The sequence below is a fragment of the uncultured Aquimarina sp. genome (assembly GCF_947495315.1).
GTDB lineage: Bacteria > Bacteroidota > Bacteroidia > Flavobacteriales > Flavobacteriaceae > Aquimarina.
Window position 1 is genome coordinate 341684 of sequence record NZ_CANLYD010000006.1, and the last position, 20906, is coordinate 362589.

Here is a 20906-nt window from a genome sequence, read left to right on the forward strand (position 1 = left end):
TAATTTTTAAATTCTTGTTTATTTATTTTAAAATTCGATTCTTATAGCATAAGAAGCCAAATTCTCCATCAGATGTTTTTCTGAAGATGTTCCAGGAATGGAAATCACATTGGGCGCATAGTTCAATAACCACGATAAGGAAAGTTGATTTGTTGAGATGTTTTCTTTTTGCGCTTTTACTAAAGCATTGTCATCCCAACTATTTTTTGCTACAGGTGTATGGGCTATAAAGGGAATACAATCTTTTGTGGTTTTATTCACAACCGCTTCGTAACGTCTATCTTTAAAACTGAAAGCGTTTTGAACCGCCTCAATCTTGGCAACAGTTTGTGCCTTTTCTAATTGCTCTAGTGTCACATTAGAAATGCCGATATGTTTGATTTTGCCCTCTTTTTGAAATTGAGACAGTGCGCCCACTGATTCTTCAATAGGAATATTTGGGTCTACACGATGTAAAAAATACAGGCCAATAATCTCCGATTGAAGCCTCTTTAAACTTCCTTCAATGGCAGTTCGCAAATAATAAGGATGTCCATTAGATAAGATAGCTCCAGGTTTGTATTTTACTGCTCCACCTTTTGTAGCAACCATTACTTGGTCCTTAAAAGGTCTTACTGCTTCTTCAACTAAAAGCTCTGAAGTGTATGGTCCATAAGCATCTGCGGTATCAATAAAATTAACCCCGTTTTCAATGGCAGTTCTAATGACCTTAATAGCATTTTCTTTATTAAGTGTATCTCCCCAAATACCTGCTCCTGTAGAAACTCTCATTGTACCAAAACCAATCCTGTTGATTTCGAAATCGCCTAATTTAAATGTTGTATCCGTTTTCATTTTATACTGTGTTTTAATTACAGTACAAATGTCGTTCAAGAGTAGGGTAGTGCTATGGTGAGAAAATAAGAGATGCTGGTGAAAATCCCAGTTTATAGTATTATATATCTATTTTAATCGATAATTTACAGGCGAAACACCAGTTTTGGATTTGAAAAACTTTGTAAAGTTAGAAGCGTCCTGAAATTTTAGGAAGTACGCAATTTCATTAATCGCCATATCAGTATTGTAAAGTAGTGATTTTGCTTCCAGAGCAATTCTATCTGAAAGAATTTCTTTTGGCGTTTTTCCAGTTGTTTTTTTAAGAACTTCACCTAAATAAGTTGCATTAATATTTATTTGCTTAGCAATTTCAGAGATAGTCAATAGTCTTTCTACCTTATTTTGAGTAATATCATAAAGATGTTGTTCCGTAATTCTTTCGAATTCCTTTACGATATGATGCTGTTTTGATTCTTTTTGTGAATTATATCTTTTTTGGTAATGCTCTTGGGATTGAAGAATTAATAATTCCAGTAGCGATTTAGCTTTTTGAAATTTTAATGTACTTTCCGAATAACTTACGTCATATAGTAATTGTAGAATTCTCTCCGTTTCTAAAAGAGCTTCATTTTCCAATGGAACAACCACTTTTGAAGTAATCTTAAAACCGTCAAAATTGGTAATTAGATTTTTTAGATATACATCATCTTCAAAAAAAGATTCCATAAAAACCAAAACATAACCATCCCATTCAGATAAGCGGTTGTAGTACCTTAAATGCTGTGGTGCTTGAAAATACAAACTACCATCGCCAATTTCATAATCGGTTAAACCAATTTTATATTTAGCTTTTCCTTTAGTTAGTAAAATAATCGAATACGTATCGCTTCTAAAAATGCTTGTTTCTTTAACCCAAGTATCTGGTGTATCTTTAAATTGATGTATATGAAAGTCGTTACTAATTGGTCTTACAGTCTTAAGGCCATCGAGTAAGGTTTTAATATCCTTATAATATGACGTTATATGTTTCATTGTTTAAATATACTGAATTGTGTTGTTCAGTGTACGACCTCATAAAATTTTGCCTAAACACGAGATATAATAGCATTCTTCTTATTCGAAACAGCTTGATCTCTAAATTATTATACTGAGTTTATTGAAGTTTCAAAGTGTTTTCAAATGGGTAGGAGTTAATCATAATGTATGTGAAATGGAAACAATGGAAAACATCTTATTAACATAAACAGAATTTCTATGCGGTTTTAGTTGGATAATTCTCAACTACAAAATCTCCCCAATCCGCAATAGATTGTAGTATTGGAATGAGTGTTTTACCTAAATCTGTTAAAGAATACTCAACCTTAAGAGGTGGCTTAGAAGTGTAAACTTTTCTATTAATAATACCATCTTCTTCTAATTTTTTAAGTTGTAGACTCAAGGTTCGTTCTGTTACCGTCGGCATAATTTTTCGTAATTCATTATAGCGTAGTGTTCCATCTATAAGGTGAAATAGAATTACTGTTTTCCATTTTCCGCCTATAATCCCCATAGTTAAACTCGCGCAACAAGGGTATTCTTTACCTTTAAATGTATGCATCTCATTAGATTTTAGTTATATTTTTTATACTATCCTTTTTGACCGTTATTGTACAGTCACAAAACTATACTTAATTTTGTAACTATAAAAATTATAGTAAAATTATTTGGACATTAAAACTAAAAACCATGAATCATTATTCAGTATTAGACGTAACACCAACAAACACTGATTGGGTTGAAGAGTATGTTGCTGTATCCGGGAAAATTGCTGCTAAACATGGAGGGAAGTATTTAGCAAGAACAGCTAATCATGAGCAAATAGAAGGCGATAACCAACCCGCAGCACTACGTATTATTTTAGAATGGCCATCTAAAGCAGCAGCAGAAAATTTTATGAAAGACCCTGAATACCTGCCGCATTTAGAAGCACGAACAAAAGGTTCTGTAAGTCATCATTACTTAATTGAAAAGAAAGACGATTTAGCTTAAATGTATTTCGAACAAATAAATAAAGCTTTTAACAGTACATTTCAACCCAATACGTTGAGCATTGGTGTGGTTATTCCTATAGAAAATTACGCTAATATTCCAATCCCAACATTAGAAAACCACTTAGAACGTGTGAAGCTTATTGAGGAACTTGGTTTTAAAGCACTTTGGGTACGTGATGTTCCGTTTCACGTACCATCCTTTGGTGATGCTGGACAAACGTATGATCCATTTACATATTTAGGATATTTAGCAGGACAAACTTCTAAAATTACATTAGGAGTTGCAAGTATTGCGTTGCCATTGCATCATCCAGTTCATGTGGTAAAATCAGCTGTCACTATTGACCAATTATCTGACGGAAGATTAATTCTTGGAGTAGCTTCTGGTGATAGATATGATGAATATCCAGCAATGAATGTCGATTATCAAAAACGTGGTAAACTGTTCAAAGAAGCCTTTGAATATATAAGAAAGTCACAAGATAATTTTCCTGTTTTAGATGATAATTCCTTTGGAAGTTTACAAGGGAAAATTGATGTATTGCCAAAAGCGACTTCACATAAAATTCCAATGTTGATTACTGGCTACAGTCAACAATCTTTAGAATGGAATGCAGAAAATGGAGATGGCTGGATGTATTATCCAAGAAATCCGTTACAACATCAATATACTATTGCACAATGGCGTGAGCTAATTCCACAAGAAAACAGCAAACCTTTTATGCAGCCATTATATATAGATTTGCAAAAAAATAATGATTTTAAACCACAACCTATTCATTTAGGATTTAAAACAGGTGCTAATTATTTAATTGACTATTTTCAAAACTTACAAGACATTGGAGTCAATCATATTGCTTTGAATTTGCGATTTAACACAAATAATATTGAAGATACTTTAGAACAGTTGTCAAAAAAAGTATTACCACATTTTCATCGAGAGGTAAACGAAGAAATCAAATTATGAAAACTATATTAATTACTGGAAGTACAGATGGTATAGGAAAACTAACAGCTATCAAACTCGCTAAAGATGGACACCAGATCTATCTTCACGGAAGAAGTCTAGAAAAATTAGCAAATGTGATTTCAGAAATAAAACAAGAATCTAATAATCCAAATATTGAAGGTTTTGTCGCTGATTTTTCAAATTTAGAAGCCGTTAAATCAATGGTTGATGAAATTAAAGCTAAACTCTCAAAAATAGATGTGCTTATCAATAACGCTGGAATTTTTAAAAGTTCTATCGACCATACTAAATATGGTGATATTCGTATTGTAGTAAATTACCTTGCTCCATATATAGTAACCAAATCTTTAATGCCTTTATTAGAAATGGGTAATGAATCACGAATTGTAAATTTAAGTTCTGCTGCACAATCACCCGTTTCTTTAGATGCTATTACAGGAGTGAAGATTTCTAATGTAAATTCAGCGTATGCCCAAAGTAAATTGGCATTAACAATGTGGAGTTTCTATTTAGCAAGTCAGCAAGATAAAGTTACAGTAATTGCTGTAAATCCAGGTTCATTATTAAATACACGAATGGTTGCCGAAGCTTATGGACAACATTGGTCTCCAGCAACTAAAGGTTCTGATATATTATATGATTTAGCTGTTTCTGATGAATATAAAGATGAAACAGGAAAATATTTTGATAATGATAAAGGGAGTTCTAAAGGAGTATTTGGTCCAGCACATCAAGATGCCTATAATCAAGATAAAATATTAGCATTGATTCATAAAACAGAAGAAATAATAAACTTAATCATATAAAATGAATTTAACAGAAGTATTAAACTGGCGTTACACAACAAAAGAGTTTGACCCAACTAAAAAAATTTCGGAAGAAGATTTTGAACAATTAAAAACGTTACTTCAAATGAGTCCTTCGAGTACTAATTTACAGCCTTGGCATTTCATTATTGCAAAAACAGAAGAAGGAAAAAAACGTTTTACTAAAGGTACACAAGGTTTTTATATTTTTAATGAACCAAAAGTACTAAACGCATCGCACGTTGTAGCATTTTGCTCTCGTACTTCAGTAGATGAAACTTATATGCGTCATTTAGCGGATAAAGAAGATGAAGATGGTCGTTACCATAAGCCAGAGTTTAAGGAGCAAACATATGGAGCAAGAAATATTTTTGCAGATATTCATCGCTATGATACCAAAGATTTTCAACATTGGATGGAAAAACAAGTCTATCTAAATATTGGTGGTTTCTTATTGGGTGCTGCAACTTTAGGCATTGACGCAACACCAATGGAAGGTTTTGATTTAAAGGCTTTTGATGAAGAATTCGACTTGCGTAAGAAAGGATTTACAGCAGTAACTATCGTTTCATTGGGGTACCGTAAAGATTCTGATTTTAATGCAAAATTACCAAAATCGCGCTTGTCACAAGATGAAATTTTGACGATTGTATAAAGTTTTTGAGCCCCCAGAAAACTTTGATTAAACTAGGACATAGCGTTAAGAATTAGTTTAGTAATTAAGAATTGAACGCTATCAATTTTTAATTAACTTAATAATTTCTTTATATGAGGCACCAATTGGAATTTCCATACCGCCTAGTAAGACAACGTCCTTTGAGGATAAAGCAGCAATTTTCTTGGTATTAATAATATAAGAACGATGTACCCTCAAAAAAGAAGAAGGTAGCCTTAGCACAAAAGCACTTATTTTATCTTTTGTAATTATGATGTCGTTTGCAGTATGTATTCTTATATAGTCCTTAATACTATCAATAAACAGAATGTTGTTAAACTCTATTCTAATCATCCTTTTGTTTGAATTAACAAAGATGTGATCTAATGTGTTATCCATTTCTAATAATGTCCGAGAGATGGGTTGGGTTGCTGCTTTTAATGCCTTGTATTTATTGATAGATTTATAAAATCGAATAAAGGATATTGGCTTCAATAAATAATCAATGATATCTAATTCATAACCTTCCAAAGCATATTCTCTGTAGGCTGTTGTTAATATGATTTTTGGTTCTATAATCGTATTTTTTATAAAATCGATACCTGTAACTTCAGGCATTTGGATATCTAAAAACAATAAGTCAATACTAGAATTTTGAAGAAAATGTCCCGCAGATATGGGATCATCAAATGTTGATACAAGTTGAAGATCTGGTACTTTCATTATGTACTTTTCAAGTACTTTAATGGCTAGTGGCTCATCATCTACGACCATACATTTTATTTCCATATTACTTTAAATTTATATTTAATACTACCTGAAAATCATTGTCTGTTTTGGTGCTTTTCAGGTCATACTTATTTTTATAGTTTAACTCCAATTGTCTTTGCGAATTGGAAAATCCAATTCCAGAATGTGATTCATTTTCTGTATCGCCTTCTTTTTTCGCAGGCAGCGTATTAAAAACTTTAAAGCAAAGTTGATCTTGGTTTGTAGATAATTCAATTTGAATTGTCGATTTCTTGCGATTATTACTTGCACCGTGTTTAAAAGCGTTTTCTACAAAGGATATCAGTATTAAGGGAGCTATCATTATGTTGGGGTTATGAAGATGATGTGTAAAGTTCAATGTTAACTTATTGCCATAACGTAGCGATTCTAAATCTATGTAATCCTGTATTAAGACAATTTCATTTTTTAATGGAACTTCAGGATCTTTGCACTGATAGAGCATATAATCTAGCATGCCTGACAGTTTTAAAACAACTTCGGGTGCTTTTTCAGATTGTTCTAATGTTAATGAATACAAATTATTTAGCGTATTGAACAAAAAATGGGGATTTGTTTGTGCTTTTAAAAACTTAAGTTCAGTATTCGCTTTTTCTTTTTGTAAAACTTCAAATTGATGACGTTCTTCAAAACGGTCCTTAAATGCCTTGGTCATAAGCATTAAAAAAACGAATACATAAACTGATGGAAAATAAACGACAGCCAAATGAAATGGGTCTGTTACTATTTCTGTCAAACTTTTATACTCGAAGTATTTAGGAACAAAAAGTTTGGTCAAGTGCATACTTAAAAGCTTTGAGAAAACTAAAAACACATATACAGATATCAAAAAAGAGAACCCAAATTTGAAGTATTTCTTTTTAAATAAAAGTTTTGGAACCTGATAATAGACTAAAAAATAACTTGCTAATAATTGGGCAGGTAAAAAACTTAAACCACTGATTACAGTCTTTTTAACACTACCTTCATTTAATGCAGCCAATATGGGTAAACTTATAAACAATAAAAACCAAAATATGAGGTGCGAAACGACTCTGTTCTGAATGATCCAATCGATCAAGTTTTTTCTTTTGACCATAGTCCATAAATATATAAAATATGAACCTAGCATCTCTTTAAAAAAGACGAATCTTGATAATCTATTGCCCAAATCCCACTTTCTACGGATTAAGGATATTTTCTGTTACTAATAGGTTTATATCTGCTATAAAATATCGTTCATCTATTTTACAATTTTTTATGTATTCTATTCGATACGTTTGTGTAGGATATTAAATCAATTACTATGTTAAAATAAGAATATATGAAATACATAAAAGCTATATGCTTTTTTTTCACTTTCTTTTTTGTCCAGATTACTTCTTGTCAGAAAAGTGAAAAATCTGAATTAACATCCTATACAATTGGGTATTCCTCAAAAGAATCAGGTGATGGAGAAATTTATCTAACTGATATTGAAGCTACATCAAAAATTAGAGTCACCAACCGTCCAGGGAACGATGGCTATATAGCTTGGTCTCCTGATGGAGAACGTATCGCTTCTTATGCGTATCATGATGGAAGAAAAACTTGGTCTATTCATACCATGAATATTGATGGTACAAATAGGAAGCGGTTAACCCACGCAAAAAACAAATGGGATAGTTCACCTACATGGTCTCGTGATGGAAAAAAAATTGCTTTTGCTAGAGGTTATAAAGGCACTGAAGGAGTATGGCAGGAAGAAATTTGGATAATGAATTCAGACGGTAGTGAACAGGCTCAAGTAAAACCGCTGAATGGAGGAGGACCTTATTTTACTGTAAATGGAAGAATACTCTTTCACTCCAAAACGAACTCAAGTGAAATTTGCTTAGCAAATATTGATGGCAGTAATATTATTCAATTAACAAATAATAATGCCGAGGACTGGCATCCTGAGGTGTCTCCAGATGGCAAGCAAATAGCTTTTATGTCTAATAGAGATGGAAATCACGAAATTTATGTGATGAGTATAGATGGATCCAATCAAAAACGATTAACTTTTAATGATGTTCGTGACTCTATACCAACATGGTCACCAGATGGCTTTCAAATAATGTACACATCGCATGACGTGGATGGGAATGCCCATATTTATATTATGAATAAAGATGGTTCTTCAGTAAAAAAAATCATAAATAATGCCTCAGGCGCTGTATGGTTAAAAATACGTAAATAAGAGTGGTTGAGTAAGGTTATATGATGTAAGGTTTTAAAAACAAAAGTAAAAACACTATGAAAAACAAAACAGAACTACTAGTTTTAATGCTGATTATAATAACAAATAGTAGCTTTGCCCAACAAAGTGATAGCCTCGCACCGGAGGCTACAGCCGCAGAAGCCACACTTTCATTCAGGGATATTCCTGATCTCGAAGAAGCCTTTATCGATACAGCGCCAACTGATAGAAAAGATGGTATATCGGTTGGCAATTTGGTAGTTAATGGCAGCAATCGAAATTCAATCATTCAATTCTCTCGGGATATTTTTGGTGATAAGCATGGTAATTACGACGGCTTGCTTATTTCGCACAAAAACAAACTGGTTTTTGAATCCTATTACAGAAAAGGACGTATCAATCTTCCCCATTTTCAAGCCTCAGTGACCAAGGCTTACATATCTTTAGCCATCGGGCGAGCAATTCAATTGGGATATCTCAAAATGGATGATTTAAACAAACCCATCACTAATTTCTTAAAGGATGTAGCAATTAAAAAACTGCAGGTTGGAATAGAAAACATCACGCTTCATCATTTAATGAGTATGCGTTCAGGGGTTCGTGTGAATGCTGACACGCTTGAATCAATAGTAGCAAATGGTTCTAATACCGCTCAGAAATTTTTGCAACATAGTGCAGTTATTTCATCCGAGACACAAACATTTAAATATCAAGGAATAGATCCAAGAATTACATGGCTGGTTCTTGATAGTGTTGTACCTCGATCTGCCGAAGATTTTATTAAGAATGAGGTCCTAGCAAAAATTGGGATCACTGTTTACGGCTGGAAGAATAATGTCGAGGGCTCAAGCATGACTTCACGCGATATGCTCAAGTTGGGAACGCTGGTCATCAATAAAGGAAAATGGAATGATGAGCAACTTATTTCGGCAGAATTTTTAGCTAATGCCACCAGTAAAATCACTAAACCTACTGAAGATTGGATACCTGATAGCTTTTCTTATGGCTATTTTTGGTATCAAACTGATATGACAGTTGGAGATAAAAGCTATAATGTCAAATTTGCTTGGGGTGGTGGTGGACAATATATTATCACCGTTGATGAACTTGACTTAATTGTTGTAATCACGGGGCATGATCGTGAAGATAAAATAATAACTCAGATTTCAAAAAACATCCTACCTGAGTTTGTTAAATAAGGAACAACTATGAAAAAAACATGTTTTATTTTAATACTCGTATGGGTACTATTATTACAAGCCTGTAATACTAAAAAACAAAACCAAAGGGATAGTCATTCATCAACTATAGAGAGTTCCTATCTTGGTCAAAAACCACCTGGTTTAACGCCTGAACCATTTGCTCCCGGAATTGTTACTACAGAGCATTGGCAATATGGCGGTGTATTCACACCAGACCTAAAAGAATTTTATTTTATCAGAGAAGTTGGAGAGGTTGAGAAAGATAAAAAAATGGAATTTGTTGTTATTCAAAATAAAAATAATCAATGGCAGGAGTCAGTGATATCGCCTAGAGTGGGACAACCCTTTATCGCTCCTGATGGTAAGACCATGCATTTGGGCAGAAGATATAAAAAACGCACAGAGACTGGAGACTGGTCAGAAATAAAAAAACTAGGTTCTCCTTTTGAGGAGATAAAGATCATGCGTCTTACGGTCTCATTAAAAGGGACCTATGCTTTTGATGAGATAGGTATGCCAGACGGAGATGGTGTTATTCGCTATTCGCGATTAATAGACGGAAAACGTGAAGAACCGAGGCCATTTGGCAAAGAGATCAACACTGGAAGAATGAATGCTCACCCTTTTATCGCTCCTGATGAATCCTATTTGATATGGGATGGTAGAAGAGACAGTGGATATGGTAATTCTGATCTCTACATTAGTTTTAAACAGCCAGATGGTTCATGGGGTGAAGCTATTAACTTGGGAGACAAAGTAAATACTGAAGCTTGGGAAGCAGGCGCCAGCGTAACACCAGATGGTAAATATATTTTCTTTAATAGGAATATGGGTAAGCATACGGAATCAGACAAATATGACGATGTAGATATCTTCTGGGTAGATGCCCGGATTATTGAAACACTAAGGCCAAAAAAATAATCCACCGTATCAACTCGATCAATAATTATAAAGATTCTTAATTTTTAATATCTATATAACATATTGGATTTGCACGATGCGTCCTCTAAGCTGTCACATTGATCATCTTCACACCGTGAGCTGTCCAAATATATAACTGATAGATAGAAAAGTAAGAATGTGGAATGGGATAGATTCGAAAGTTAATCTCTTTCACAAAGTAATCCATTAATATATTTACAATAGAAAGAATTTATCCATATTATATTACTCAAAACAAGTCTTCTCTTCAATTTTTGATTGATTAATTTTTCTTATATTTAAGTACTCCAATCGTCGTTGTAAAATCCCCAAAGTTGCGAAATTTATTAAGGTATACTGGTGATAGTAAATCACATAATACTTTATGCATATTTAAAATACAAATATTATAAGATTTTATGAGCAATAGGGAGATAAAGCAGCTGACTTCGTGGAAAAAAGTAGCAGATTTACATCGAACTCTTCTCCGTAATGAAAAAGTCTATATTATCAAATCATAAAAACTGTGATGATTTTACCCTTTAAAGGGTATGTTTCCGTGTTGTTTTTTTGGTTTTATTGGACAATCTTAAAGGATAAAAGATTAAGACTTACTTTGTTGTTAAGTACTATGATATTAAACGAGTTAAATAATAATTTAATTATTGTAAAATGTATTTAAGCCAATTTATCGATACTATTCAACCTAGAAATGTAGTAATCCCAACATTTTCTATGCTCAGTACAAAAACGAGCCATCGTTTTCAAAACTTTTTTAATAATGAATCGAGAACAGCTTCTAATCTAGCTACTGTATTATGGCATATTATTAGTTATTGCCCAAAATACACATCAATACTAGTAAACTCCAGAAATTATAAAAGAAATCCATTTCCTAAAAAAGAACAATATATCATTAATAATAAAGGCAAGTACAACCTTTTGGTGTTTGACAGTAAATTTAAACAAGAAACACCGCTACTTATTCCTGTAGAATTGACTAGAAATGAAGCGAAACAAGGTTATATCAAATGGAAAAAAGCCACACAAAAAATAGTAAAGAGTACAAATTTAAAAACAAGAAGTACTTCAGAAATTTATGGACGACTTGCTAACCAGGTTGATGAGAACTTTGCTTATGATATGCTTAAAAACTATCCCTTGGATATTATTATTGCATCCAAAGAAAGTCAGCTAAATCTAACTGCTGGATATACGTCATCCAGTCCAATGGGAATAAGCTTAACTGCTAACGGAAAGCAAACGTCTACAGCTGGAGCCATAGCCACAGATGTTAATGGCGATTTGGGAGTAACGGTTAGTTATCACAGTATTGAAGACAGTCAAGGTCAAATCCCCATTGGTAAAAACATATGGGTGGATGGGAAAAAAGCGACTATTACTTCGGTAGATATTATTAGTGATAGTTGTTTCGCTACCTACAATAATCAAAACATACAAATTCCTAATGTGATTATTGGATTAAAAGGCCCTTTATCTGGTCAATCCCCAAGACAATATGATTCAGTAGATTTTTATGGATTGAAATCGGGGTCTAAAAATAGTATAGTTCAGGGTTGGTCCATGGAAATTCCATTTGTACAACCTTATACTCAATTAAAAGTAATAACAGACCCGGATACCAATCCTGGAGATTCAGGAGCAGCTCTTATTGATAGTGATGATCATATCATAGGGTTTGCTTTTTATCGTACAGGCGTAGGTGCACGAGTACGATACTCTACCTGGATATGGGCTGATTCTGTTTTTAAGGCACACAATATTATCTAATTTAAAAATAGTACTAATTATGAGTTTTTGGAACAATTTGTTTAAAAAGAGAGCGGAAGATTGGTTTTATTGCCACGTTCCCCCTGATCAAACCCCAAATGACATTACTATTAAAGAGTTACAACCTGATGTAGACTATCTCAATGTTTTTCTTAAAAAGATGCGAGTCGTAAGCGTAAGAAAAGGACTTTCTAAGTTTTATGGAGCTGTACATTCGTATTGTAACCTATACCATCCAAGTGGTGTCAATGCTGAATTTAATGTAGTGACTACAGCAAGTAAACTTATGGAATTGGATGCCAAAAACATTGATAGAGTAGTATCGATGGATCAACGTATGGTAGGGCCAACAGCGTACAAAGGAGGAGATTTTGATATGGAAATAGGATTGTTTTCTATCAAATCAGCGGATTTAGCTAAACCATACTTAGGATTGTTACAAGAAGCTTCAACTATGGCTGGTGTATCTTTTATTGGAACAGCTTTACCCTATGCAGGTATTATTAAAAAAGGAGTAGACTTAATTACAGGTAGTCAGGCTGATACAATATTAGAAATTGGACTTTCAAAAACCTTTGCTACGATCAAAACAGGATATTATGTTGTTATGCGTATCGATAAGGATAAAGTAAATCAAAAAGATATATTTATTGATAAAGATTCGAGGTTGGTCGATAGGAATGGAAAGGCAATAAAGGATTATCCATATATAGTAATTCAGATATCAGGAACAAATGAAAAAGATGACTGGGCCAGAATACCAGAATTACAAGAAGCTTATAAAAAGCTAATGGATGACGTGCGAAAATTAGATTTCACCTCTTCAGAAGACTCTTTAACTGTCTTTAGACGGACAGTTTTGACTTCTAATGATTTAAATTTTAACGATGCTAAGCGTATCGTTAAGCAGGTACAGGATAAGGTGAAAGAAATTTTGGATACAACTCAGGTTGCGCATAATACTTCTGCAGAGCTACCTTCTTTAGAGAGTTATAATATATATGCATAAATATATGAAATGTTATTATATCTGACATTATATTAATACGCCTTTACATCCAATTTACCTATGTCAGTACTCCAGCTAGTCCGATAGTAAATAGCACAAGACATTAACTATTTGTCACGTTTACTGTAATAAACTATAAAGAATAATAGTTAAAATATATAATCAATAACTCTCAAAGCAAGAGTAGAGAGTTATTGATTGATTACTTCATATTTTTAATAATTGAATTGAATCTAATTTTGCTTTAGCAGCTTCATACGTTTTTTTCAAGCTTTCACTGTTTTCAAAGTACTTCCCATAGGTCTTTGCCTTTTCAATAGACTCCATTGTTTTTTCGTAAAGACCATTTTTGTAATAAGCTATGTGCTCGTATTCTGCAAAATAAATATCATTTTTAGTTTTTGCGCCATGTTTTTTGGCCAATTCTAGATATGCTAATGCCTTTTTATATTGTTTCTTTTGATAATACATAACCGATATAAATTCATATCCTTTTGGTAAATTAGGAATTAATTCTGTACTCTTTTGGTAACATTCTAAAGCTTTATCATATTCATCATTATAATAATATGCCATCCCTAAAGACCAAATAGCAGCCGCGCTATCAGGATACATATCTACTACTTTTTGAAAATATTTTTGAGCTTTTAGGTAATCTTCTTCTACCAAAAGTGAATACTCTGCTTGTATAAGATCTCGTTCAGATTTTAATGTAGATTTTTTAGAAAGATTGTAGGCTTTAGTAACCAGTTTTTTATATTCTTCTGGATCCTGTACATAAAAACCGCTCATTAAAACACCACTTGGGTAGTTAGGATCTAATTCAATAATTCTAGTTGATTTTTTTTGATACTCTTGTTTATTACCATAAAAATAAAAGTTTAATTCTAGGTCATTTAAGAGTTGATGTACTTCTGGAACTTTAGAATCTACTGCTAATGTAAATCCATAGGTATTTAAATCTGAAGGAGCATATTTTTTCACGAATTCATCTTCTATTTCACGTTCTGTTTTTTGTGCTTGACAAGAGCATAGGCTAATGACTAATAATATCGTGCTTAATTGTTTTAACATAATTATTTTTTTAATTAATTTATGTCAAAAATAGATGCATCATACATAGCATTTTTAAAAAATAGAGAATGGTGGATTAAGTAATGATAAAAACGGAAAAAGGGTATAGCAATTGCTTAGATTAAGACATTTTTAGTACTGAAGAGACCTTCTTAATATAACTTGATCCTACTGGGATCTCTAAGTCTTCTATTTCTACATCTTTTTGAGTATAAGCAGTTACTTTGTTTATAGCTATAATATAAGAACGATGTGTGCGAATAAATAGATGTGAAGGAAGCTGTTTTTCTACTTTGCCAATATTACCTTTTACTACGATTCTTTGATCTTTGGTATGAATCCTAACATAATCTTTCAAGCTTTCAATATATAGAACATCATCAAATACAATTTTAATATGTTTCTTATTTACATTAACATAGAAAAATGTGCTACTTTCTTTTTGGTACTTTACTGATTGGTTTGCTACTTGAGTTCTTTCATAATAGCGATCAACAGCTTTTACAAATCGATCAAAAGAAATAGGCTTTAATATATAATCTACAATGTCTAAATCATATCCCTCTATAGCATATTCTCTATAAGCCGTTGTAATAATTACTTTTGGAGGGTTTTGGAGGGTTTTTAGAAAATCTAATCCTTTTAAAACGGGCATTTCGATATCTAAAAAGAGTAAATCTATTTCCTCTTTTTTTAGTACTTCGAAAGCTTCAACAGCACTGTAACAACTAGCTATAACATCTAAATCATTAAGCGATTTTATATGATTTTTCAGTAAATCTATTGCAGGAGATTCATCATCAACTAATAAGCATCGTACCATATTAATGTATGTTTAAAGTTAGTTTTAAACTAAAAGACATATCAGATTCTTCAATTTTAAAGGTATGTTGCTTGGGGTATATTAAATCTAATTGTCGTTGAATATTGGTAAGACCAATTCCGTTTTTATAAGTTTCTGTCTGATTACTGAATTTAGTATTTGATTTTGTATTCCAAACACTAAATTCTATATGAGTGTCTAACTGCAATAACTCTATTTTTATTTTTGGTTTTTCTACACTATCCCTAACGCCATGTTTAAAAGCATTTTCTACTATAGATAACAGCAATAATGGTGTGATTGATAATGCATTTTTAGAAAGCTTTTTTTCAAATTTCACTTGTAATCGTTTACCATATTTAATTTGCTCTAAAGCTATATAATTATCTATAGTATGTACCTCTTCTGTTAAAAGAACTGATTGATGTTGACTTTTGTATAGAATATAATCTAATATTTCAGATAGTTGTAATACCATATCTGGTGCTTTAGGAGATTTGGCTATCACATAAGAATATAAATTATTTAATGTATTAAATAAAAAATGTGGGTTTAGCTGTGCCTTTAGATATTTAAGTTCGGTAGCTATTTTTTCTTTTTCTAACTGAAGTATTTTCTCCCTTTCTAATTCTTGCTCTTTATTAGTTTTTAAAAAAAACATAATCAACGCCGGAAAATGAAACGAAAACATATAAAAAGGAAAATCTACAAAGCTAATTAATGGGTAAGGGCCTTCAGAACAATACTTATCCAAATGATAATATCCTATTAACCGAAATAAAAATACGGATAGTATGATCATAAAAACCATAGACCCTCCAAAGGCAAGATATTTTTTTTTCTTTAGATAATACGGAACCTGCCAATTATTAAAAGCGTAAGCAGCCAAGATTAATAAAGGGAACTTAAATAATGTTGTTTCTAAAGATTGTTCGAACAACTCAGAACTACTAGAGGCAAAGACATAAAAGAGAAAAATTATAATCCAAAAAACGATGTGCATTTGGATAATTTTTTTATTAAAATTCATATTTTGAAATATAGATAAATTATAATTTTAATACTTATAAAGTATATGTTTATTTACCCTAAGTCTACGAAGAGTAGATAACTGTATAAAAACACAAAAATAAGAAGGTATTCACTATACTTAGTCAGTTATTACCATTTCGTCTATTTCATGAAATAAGGCAACTGTTGTTTTTTATATTGGCAATTCTTATAAAAATTAAACCTACTATGTTAAGATTAAAAATAATAATTGCAACGATGTTTATTGCTGGAATATTGTCTAGTTGTTCATCTATAAAAAGATTAAACGACACACCAATTGGCTTAATAAATAACGTCTCTTACAAAGACTCATCATTTGATAATCCAAACGCATCTAATGGATTTTTGGTAGAATATGAAAATCGCACCTATGGAGTTACCGCTAAACATATTCTCATCATGGCAAAAACAGACAAGATGAAGTTTGTTGATTTTGAAGGAGAATTAAAACAATGGCGAATGCATCCTAAAAATGACAGTAAGAACTATGTTATTTTAGATAAACTCTTAAGTACAAATAAAAAAGATTCACTTACCTGGAGTTATTTGGATACCAATTGGGACACTTTTAATGATTGGTTAGTATTTTCAGTTAAAGAAAATAAAACAAAGTATAAGCCTTTGAAATTTAGAAAAGAGCCACTTAAAAAAGACGAAAATGTGTATGTAATTGGCTGGTCATATAAAGACAGTATTGGCCCACAGCGTGTATATACCTATAAGTTTAATGAGATAGCGGGTAATTACTATAATTTAAAGCAGATAGAAGGGCCTAAAAGTTTAGGAGGATTAAGTGGTTCGCCTGTAGTAGATAAAAAAGGAAGAGTAGTGGCTTTAGTAAGTTCTGGTTGGGAAGATGAAAAAACTAAAGAGGTTTTTATACAAGCTACCAGTATGAAAAATACCTTTGAATTTATTTCTCAATTAGATTGATCATAAACCTTCAATAACGACAAATCTATATCAAAAAGATTAATGAAAAGAATATTGGTTATTATAATCATACAAGTTTTGTTTTCAAATTTAGCAATTGGGCAATCAGAGATGACTATTAATTTAGATAAAGGTCAAGTACTTGATGTGCTACTCAGAATCAATGCTGATAATGTTTCTGAGAAAACGGAAAATAGGTTTTTTGAAAAACTCGTGCCAAGAGCTTTTGAATTAGGTTATCATGGGATTCCTTATGAAATACATATTGACTATCCAGCTTTACAAGGAAATCATACACCAGATCACATATTGTTTGGGCGTTGGGATTCGTTAAAAAACAGAGAAGAGGCTATGGAAAAGTTAGTAAAGGAATTTCCAGATTTTCATGAGTTAAGAAGGGAAATCTGGACTAGTTTATATGCTGTATTTTTTAAAGTGCCAAGAGATCTGTCCTTCTCATTTCAAAAAGGAAAATATTATGTCATTACATTTTATTGGAGCGATGAAAAGAAAACGTTTAAGAAATTCGAGAATAATTGGCTAGGCCTCATACAGAAATATAAAGGCAAAACAATATTGGACTTATATGATGGCATATCGCCAATAACCAATTACTATTCGCCAGATTATATGAATATATCACAATGGAATAATGAAGAAAAGTATAGAGAATTTTATCGAGAGAGTCTTAAAGTGAACAATCCCGGAATTAAAAATGTACATCAGTTTGGGTTATTACCAAAGTTCAAAAAATGAATATGTGACTTTCTGGATATTGTCACATGTACTATAATCCTCCTTCATTTCATTTCGGCGGACACGTGTACTTGCCAGCCAGCCAGTCTTGAGGCTTAATCCTGAGTCTATCGAAGTGTCCAAGTATTGCCAAAGGTATAGGAGGGAAACATAATGTGTATGTAATGGGAAAGCAACTAAATATTCCTTCTAATCAAGTGTTTCATAACCAATCTTAATTCAAAATTTTATTCTTGAAGATTAGATCAAAGCCACTTTGCTTTTAGATCTTTGTACTTGGTTCTTCCGATAGGGATGGAAAGGTAATAAAGGATTATCCATATATAGTAATTCAGATATCAGGAACAAATGAAAAAGATAATTGGGCCAGAAGACTAGAATTACAAGAAACTTATAAAAAGCTAATGGATGAGATGCGAAAATTAGATTTCACCTCTTCAGAAGACTCTCTAACTGTCTTTAGGCGGACAGTGTTGACTTCTAATAATTTAAATTTTAACGATGCCAAGCGTATCGTTAAGCAGGTACCAGGATGCCTGTCCTGAACTGTCACACTGAGTTTATCGAATTGCAGAATGGTTTAGAGTGTAAATACAGTTCGTCGATTATTTAATACAGTCTACCTATTATTGTTATACACACGGCTATTAATTTTGAGTCTTAATTCCTTTTATAATTATTTTACTCAAAATTTAAATCGAATAATAATGAGAATTAACTATATGCTATTTTTATTTATATGTTTAAGCTTTTCTTGTGATGCTCAAAAAAATGGAGTTAATAATTCTAAAAATCTAGTTATACAGTTCATCAACGGTAATTGGTTTAATGGACAGACTTTTGAAAAGAAAACCGTTTGGCTAAAAAAAAGCTTAATCAATTATACAAACAAAGAAGAAGTAGATACAATTATTGATTTATCAGCTAAATATGTAATATCTCCATTTGCCGAAGCTCATAACCATAATCTTGAAAGTGATTACAAATTAGATGAAAGAATCAATTCATATTTAGACAATGGTATTTTTTATGTAAAACTTTTATCGTCAATTAAAAAAAGAATTACTCCTTTAATGCATCATTATAACAAATTCGATGGTTTAGACATTAGTATGGCACATGCACCTTTAACAGCTACAGATGGACATCCAATTGCCCTTCGAAAAAAGTTTCTTGAATATGGTCGTTTTGAAGGGCTCTTTAATTCTATTGAAGAAATTGAATATCACGGATATGTTATTATAGATGATTTAGAGGACTTAAATAAAAAATGGGATAAAATTTTATCTTTTTCCCCTAATTTTATAAAAATAAATTTATTGTATTCGGAAGAGTATGAGAAGCGAAAAAACGACACTACTTTTTTTGGTAAAAAAGGATTGAATCCAAAATTAATTCCAAAAATAGTTAAAAAAGCACACGCATCTAATTTAAGGGTTAGTGCCCATGTGGCTACAGCATATGATTTTCATGTAGCTGTTAATTCAAATGTTGACGAGATTGCACACTTGCCTGAAATTCATAATGGAAAACTTATTGATATCGAAGATGCTATTTTAGCTAAAAAAAACGATATTACTGTAGTAACGACCGTATCGCTTGTTAAAAAAAATAAGGAAAAAGAAAACTATAAAGAATTGTTAGAGAATGTATGCTCCAATTTGAAATTATTAAAAAGAGTAGGTGTGAAATTAGCTATAGGTTCTGATATATATAATGATAATTCAACTCAAGAGTTTAATTTCTTATATCAATTAAACATTTTTTCTAATCAAGAGTTGCTAAAAATGTGGACAGAAAATGCAGCCAATACGATTTTCCCAAATCGTAAAATCGGAAAGCTTGAAGAAGGCTTTGAAGGCAGTTTTTTAGTATTAGACAAAAACCCTTTAATCGATATTTTAGATATTAATAAAAGTATAGTTCTTAAAGTTAAAGACGGTTTCATCTTAGAGTAAGATTACTTTTATTCTTATCTTAATCAAATGAATTTTAATTTCAGTAAAATTTCCAAACATATAATATTTTGGGTGTTATATCTTCTTTTATGGAGCGTACACGACCTTAACTATAATATTAATATATTGGAAAATTTAAAGACAAATGCCATACCTTTTTTGTCTTATGGAGCTTTAGTATATATCAATCTATATATTTTAATTCCGATATTTTTGTTAAAAAAAAGAATTGCAAGTTATATTCTGTTATTGATTTTAAGTATAGTCGGTATTACTTTAATTACGTCATATTATCTTTCTTTTTACTTTGAAAACATTAGTATATCAACATCAGATTTTTTTGTATCCATAAGAGGAAAAATAGCAATTATTACTGAAGTAATTATATCATTATGCTTATCTATGGTTTTATTTTTGATTGACGAATGGTATAAAAAAGAGCAGTTAATCAAAGACTTAGAACAAAGGCAGTTTGCATCAGAACTAAGCCTTACAAATAATCAAATAAATCCACACTTGCTTTTCAACTCCCTCAACAGTATTTATGTAATGTTAGATGAAAAAGTTAATATAGAAAATGGTCAAAGCCATATTTTCATAAAGTCGGATGGAATGGTGATCAAAGTCTTTATAGATGATATAACTTTTATAGAAACTGCTAACGATTATATTTATATCAACACAACCAATAAAGATAGATATTTAACTTTAGTTTCATTAAAGAACATAGAAAATGAGTTACCGAAGGAAAAATTCATGAGAGTACATCGATATTATCTAATTGGTATACATCATGTTAATAAACTAGAAGGTAATTTAATACACATAGGGAAAACCAAAATTAAAATTAGTAGAACGCTACGCAATCAAGTATATAAATCTATTATTGGCACTAAACTTATAGAACGTTAAAAGAAGTATTTAGGAATCAGTAATTATATAAAATATGCGGTATCCGCCGTTTTACTATATAAACATATTTGTATTATCGTGTACTTGTGTTATAAGTTGTCCTGAGCGTGTAGAAGGATCAATTTACTTTAGTTAAAAGCGAAAGTTGTTGTTACAGATTCTTGAAAAAATTTATTCTACAACTGTAATCGAATACACTTTGCCCGAA

Annotated in this window: 21 protein-coding genes; 13 read left to right on the forward strand and 8 right to left on the reverse strand. The window is 31.6% G+C overall.

Going from position 1 to position 20906, the window contains the following annotated elements; genetic code table 11:
* Nucleotides 1-27: 27 nt before the first annotated feature.
* The 3 genes from Q0910_RS13465 to Q0910_RS13475 form a co-directional block, all read right to left on the reverse strand.
* Entirely contained in the window at nucleotides 28-834 is an 807-nt protein-coding gene (locus Q0910_RS13465) for an aldo/keto reductase (RefSeq protein ID WP_299217392.1), read from the reverse strand.
* Nucleotides 835-942: 108 nt separating this feature from the next.
* Nucleotides 943-1848, reverse strand: coding sequence for a response regulator transcription factor (locus Q0910_RS13470; protein WP_299217396.1), 906 nt, complete (start codon nucleotides 1846-1848; stop codon nucleotides 943-945).
* Nucleotides 1849-2068: 220 nt separating this feature from the next.
* Nucleotides 2069-2413, reverse strand: a complete 345-nt coding sequence (locus tag Q0910_RS13475; RefSeq protein ID WP_299217399.1) for a winged helix-turn-helix transcriptional regulator — start codon at nucleotides 2411-2413, stop codon at nucleotides 2069-2071.
* A 128-nt stretch (nucleotides 2414-2541) separates the two neighbouring features.
* On the opposite strand from Q0910_RS13475, the gene Q0910_RS13480 reads away from it, so the two are divergent.
* The 4 genes from Q0910_RS13480 to nfsB are packed head-to-tail and all read left to right on the forward strand — an operon-like array spanning nucleotide 2542 to nucleotide 5277.
* Complete coding sequence (locus Q0910_RS13480; protein WP_299217402.1) at nucleotides 2542-2844, forward strand: DUF1330 domain-containing protein; 303 nt, start codon at nucleotides 2542-2544, stop codon at nucleotides 2842-2844.
* Nucleotides 2845-3813, forward strand: a complete 969-nt coding sequence (locus Q0910_RS13485) for an LLM class oxidoreductase (RefSeq protein WP_299217405.1) — start codon at nucleotides 2845-2847, stop codon at nucleotides 3811-3813.
* Nucleotides 3810-4622 (forward strand): SDR family NAD(P)-dependent oxidoreductase, encoded by an 813-nt coding sequence (locus Q0910_RS13490; protein ID WP_299217408.1) that lies wholly within the window; start codon nucleotides 3810-3812, stop codon nucleotides 4620-4622. The genes Q0910_RS13485 and Q0910_RS13490 overlap by 4 nt, the downstream gene beginning before the upstream one ends.
* A gap of 1 nt (nucleotide 4623) precedes the next feature.
* Nucleotides 4624-5277, forward strand: a complete 654-nt coding sequence (gene nfsB / locus Q0910_RS13495) for an oxygen-insensitive NAD(P)H nitroreductase (RefSeq protein WP_299217411.1) — start codon at nucleotides 4624-4626, stop codon at nucleotides 5275-5277.
* Nucleotides 5278-5358: 81 nt separating this feature from the next.
* On the opposite strand, the gene Q0910_RS13500 is transcribed toward nfsB, so the two are convergent.
* Both Q0910_RS13500 and Q0910_RS13505 read right to left on the reverse strand, forming a co-directional pair.
* Nucleotides 5359-6066 (reverse strand): LytTR family DNA-binding domain-containing protein, encoded by a 708-nt coding sequence (locus tag Q0910_RS13500; protein WP_299217415.1) that lies wholly within the window; start codon nucleotides 6064-6066, stop codon nucleotides 5359-5361.
* A 1-nt stretch (nucleotide 6067) separates the two neighbouring features.
* Nucleotides 6068-7144, reverse strand: a complete 1077-nt coding sequence (locus tag Q0910_RS13505) for a sensor histidine kinase (protein ID WP_299217419.1) — start codon at nucleotides 7142-7144, stop codon at nucleotides 6068-6070.
* A 225-nt stretch (nucleotides 7145-7369) separates the two neighbouring features.
* On the opposite strand from Q0910_RS13505, the gene Q0910_RS13510 reads away from it, so the two are divergent.
* The 5 genes from Q0910_RS13510 (at nucleotide 7370) to Q0910_RS13530 (ending at nucleotide 13189) form a co-directional block, all read left to right on the forward strand.
* Nucleotides 7370-8266 carry a DUF5050 domain-containing protein gene (locus Q0910_RS13510; RefSeq protein WP_299217422.1) on the forward strand — a complete coding sequence of 299 codons (897 nt, stop codon included), beginning with the start codon at nucleotides 7370-7372 and terminating at the stop codon, nucleotides 8264-8266.
* A gap of 56 nt (nucleotides 8267-8322) precedes the next feature.
* Nucleotides 8323-9465 (forward strand): serine hydrolase, encoded by a 1143-nt coding sequence (locus Q0910_RS13515; protein ID WP_299217425.1) that lies wholly within the window; start codon nucleotides 8323-8325, stop codon nucleotides 9463-9465.
* Between the two features lie 9 nt (nucleotides 9466-9474).
* Nucleotides 9475-10389, forward strand: a complete 915-nt coding sequence (locus tag Q0910_RS13520; protein ID WP_299217427.1) for a hypothetical protein — start codon at nucleotides 9475-9477, stop codon at nucleotides 10387-10389.
* Between the two features lie 672 nt (nucleotides 10390-11061).
* Nucleotides 11062-12180: a hypothetical protein gene (locus Q0910_RS13525; protein WP_299217429.1), complete on the forward strand. Its 1119-nt coding sequence runs from the start codon at nucleotides 11062-11064 to the stop codon at nucleotides 12178-12180.
* A gap of 19 nt (nucleotides 12181-12199) precedes the next feature.
* Nucleotides 12200-13189: a hypothetical protein gene (locus tag Q0910_RS13530; RefSeq protein WP_299217433.1), complete on the forward strand. Its 990-nt coding sequence runs from the start codon at nucleotides 12200-12202 to the stop codon at nucleotides 13187-13189.
* 207 nt (nucleotides 13190-13396) lie between these two features.
* Here the strand turns inward: Q0910_RS13530 and Q0910_RS13535 are convergent, their stop codons facing one another.
* The 3 genes from Q0910_RS13535 to Q0910_RS13545 form a co-directional block, all read right to left on the reverse strand.
* Complete coding sequence (locus Q0910_RS13535; protein WP_299217436.1) at nucleotides 13397-14263, reverse strand: tetratricopeptide repeat protein; 867 nt, start codon at nucleotides 14261-14263, stop codon at nucleotides 13397-13399.
* Nucleotides 14264-14384: 121 nt separating this feature from the next.
* Nucleotides 14385-15086, reverse strand: a complete 702-nt coding sequence (locus tag Q0910_RS13540; RefSeq protein WP_299217439.1) for a LytTR family DNA-binding domain-containing protein — start codon at nucleotides 15084-15086, stop codon at nucleotides 14385-14387.
* A 1-nt stretch (nucleotide 15087) separates the two neighbouring features.
* Entirely contained in the window at nucleotides 15088-16089 is a 1002-nt protein-coding gene (locus Q0910_RS13545; protein WP_299217442.1) for a histidine kinase, read from the reverse strand.
* 236 nt (nucleotides 16090-16325) lie between these two features.
* Between Q0910_RS13545 and Q0910_RS13550 the strand changes: the two genes are divergently transcribed.
* The 4 genes from Q0910_RS13550 (at nucleotide 16326) to Q0910_RS13565 (ending at nucleotide 20698) form a co-directional block, all read left to right on the forward strand.
* Nucleotides 16326-17072, forward strand: coding sequence for a trypsin-like peptidase domain-containing protein (locus Q0910_RS13550; RefSeq protein ID WP_299217445.1), 747 nt, complete (start codon nucleotides 16326-16328; stop codon nucleotides 17070-17072).
* 42 nt (nucleotides 17073-17114) lie between these two features.
* Entirely contained in the window at nucleotides 17115-17828 is a 714-nt protein-coding gene (locus Q0910_RS13555; RefSeq protein WP_299217448.1) for a hypothetical protein, read from the forward strand.
* A gap of 707 nt (nucleotides 17829-18535) precedes the next feature.
* Nucleotides 18536-19786, forward strand: coding sequence for an amidohydrolase family protein (locus tag Q0910_RS13560; RefSeq protein WP_299217451.1), 1251 nt, complete (start codon nucleotides 18536-18538; stop codon nucleotides 19784-19786).
* Nucleotides 19787-19912: 126 nt separating this feature from the next.
* Nucleotides 19913-20698 carry a LytTR family transcriptional regulator DNA-binding domain-containing protein gene (locus tag Q0910_RS13565; RefSeq protein ID WP_299217454.1) on the forward strand — a complete coding sequence of 262 codons (786 nt, stop codon included), beginning with the start codon at nucleotides 19913-19915 and terminating at the stop codon, nucleotides 20696-20698.
* Nucleotides 20699-20906 lie beyond the last annotated feature (208 nt).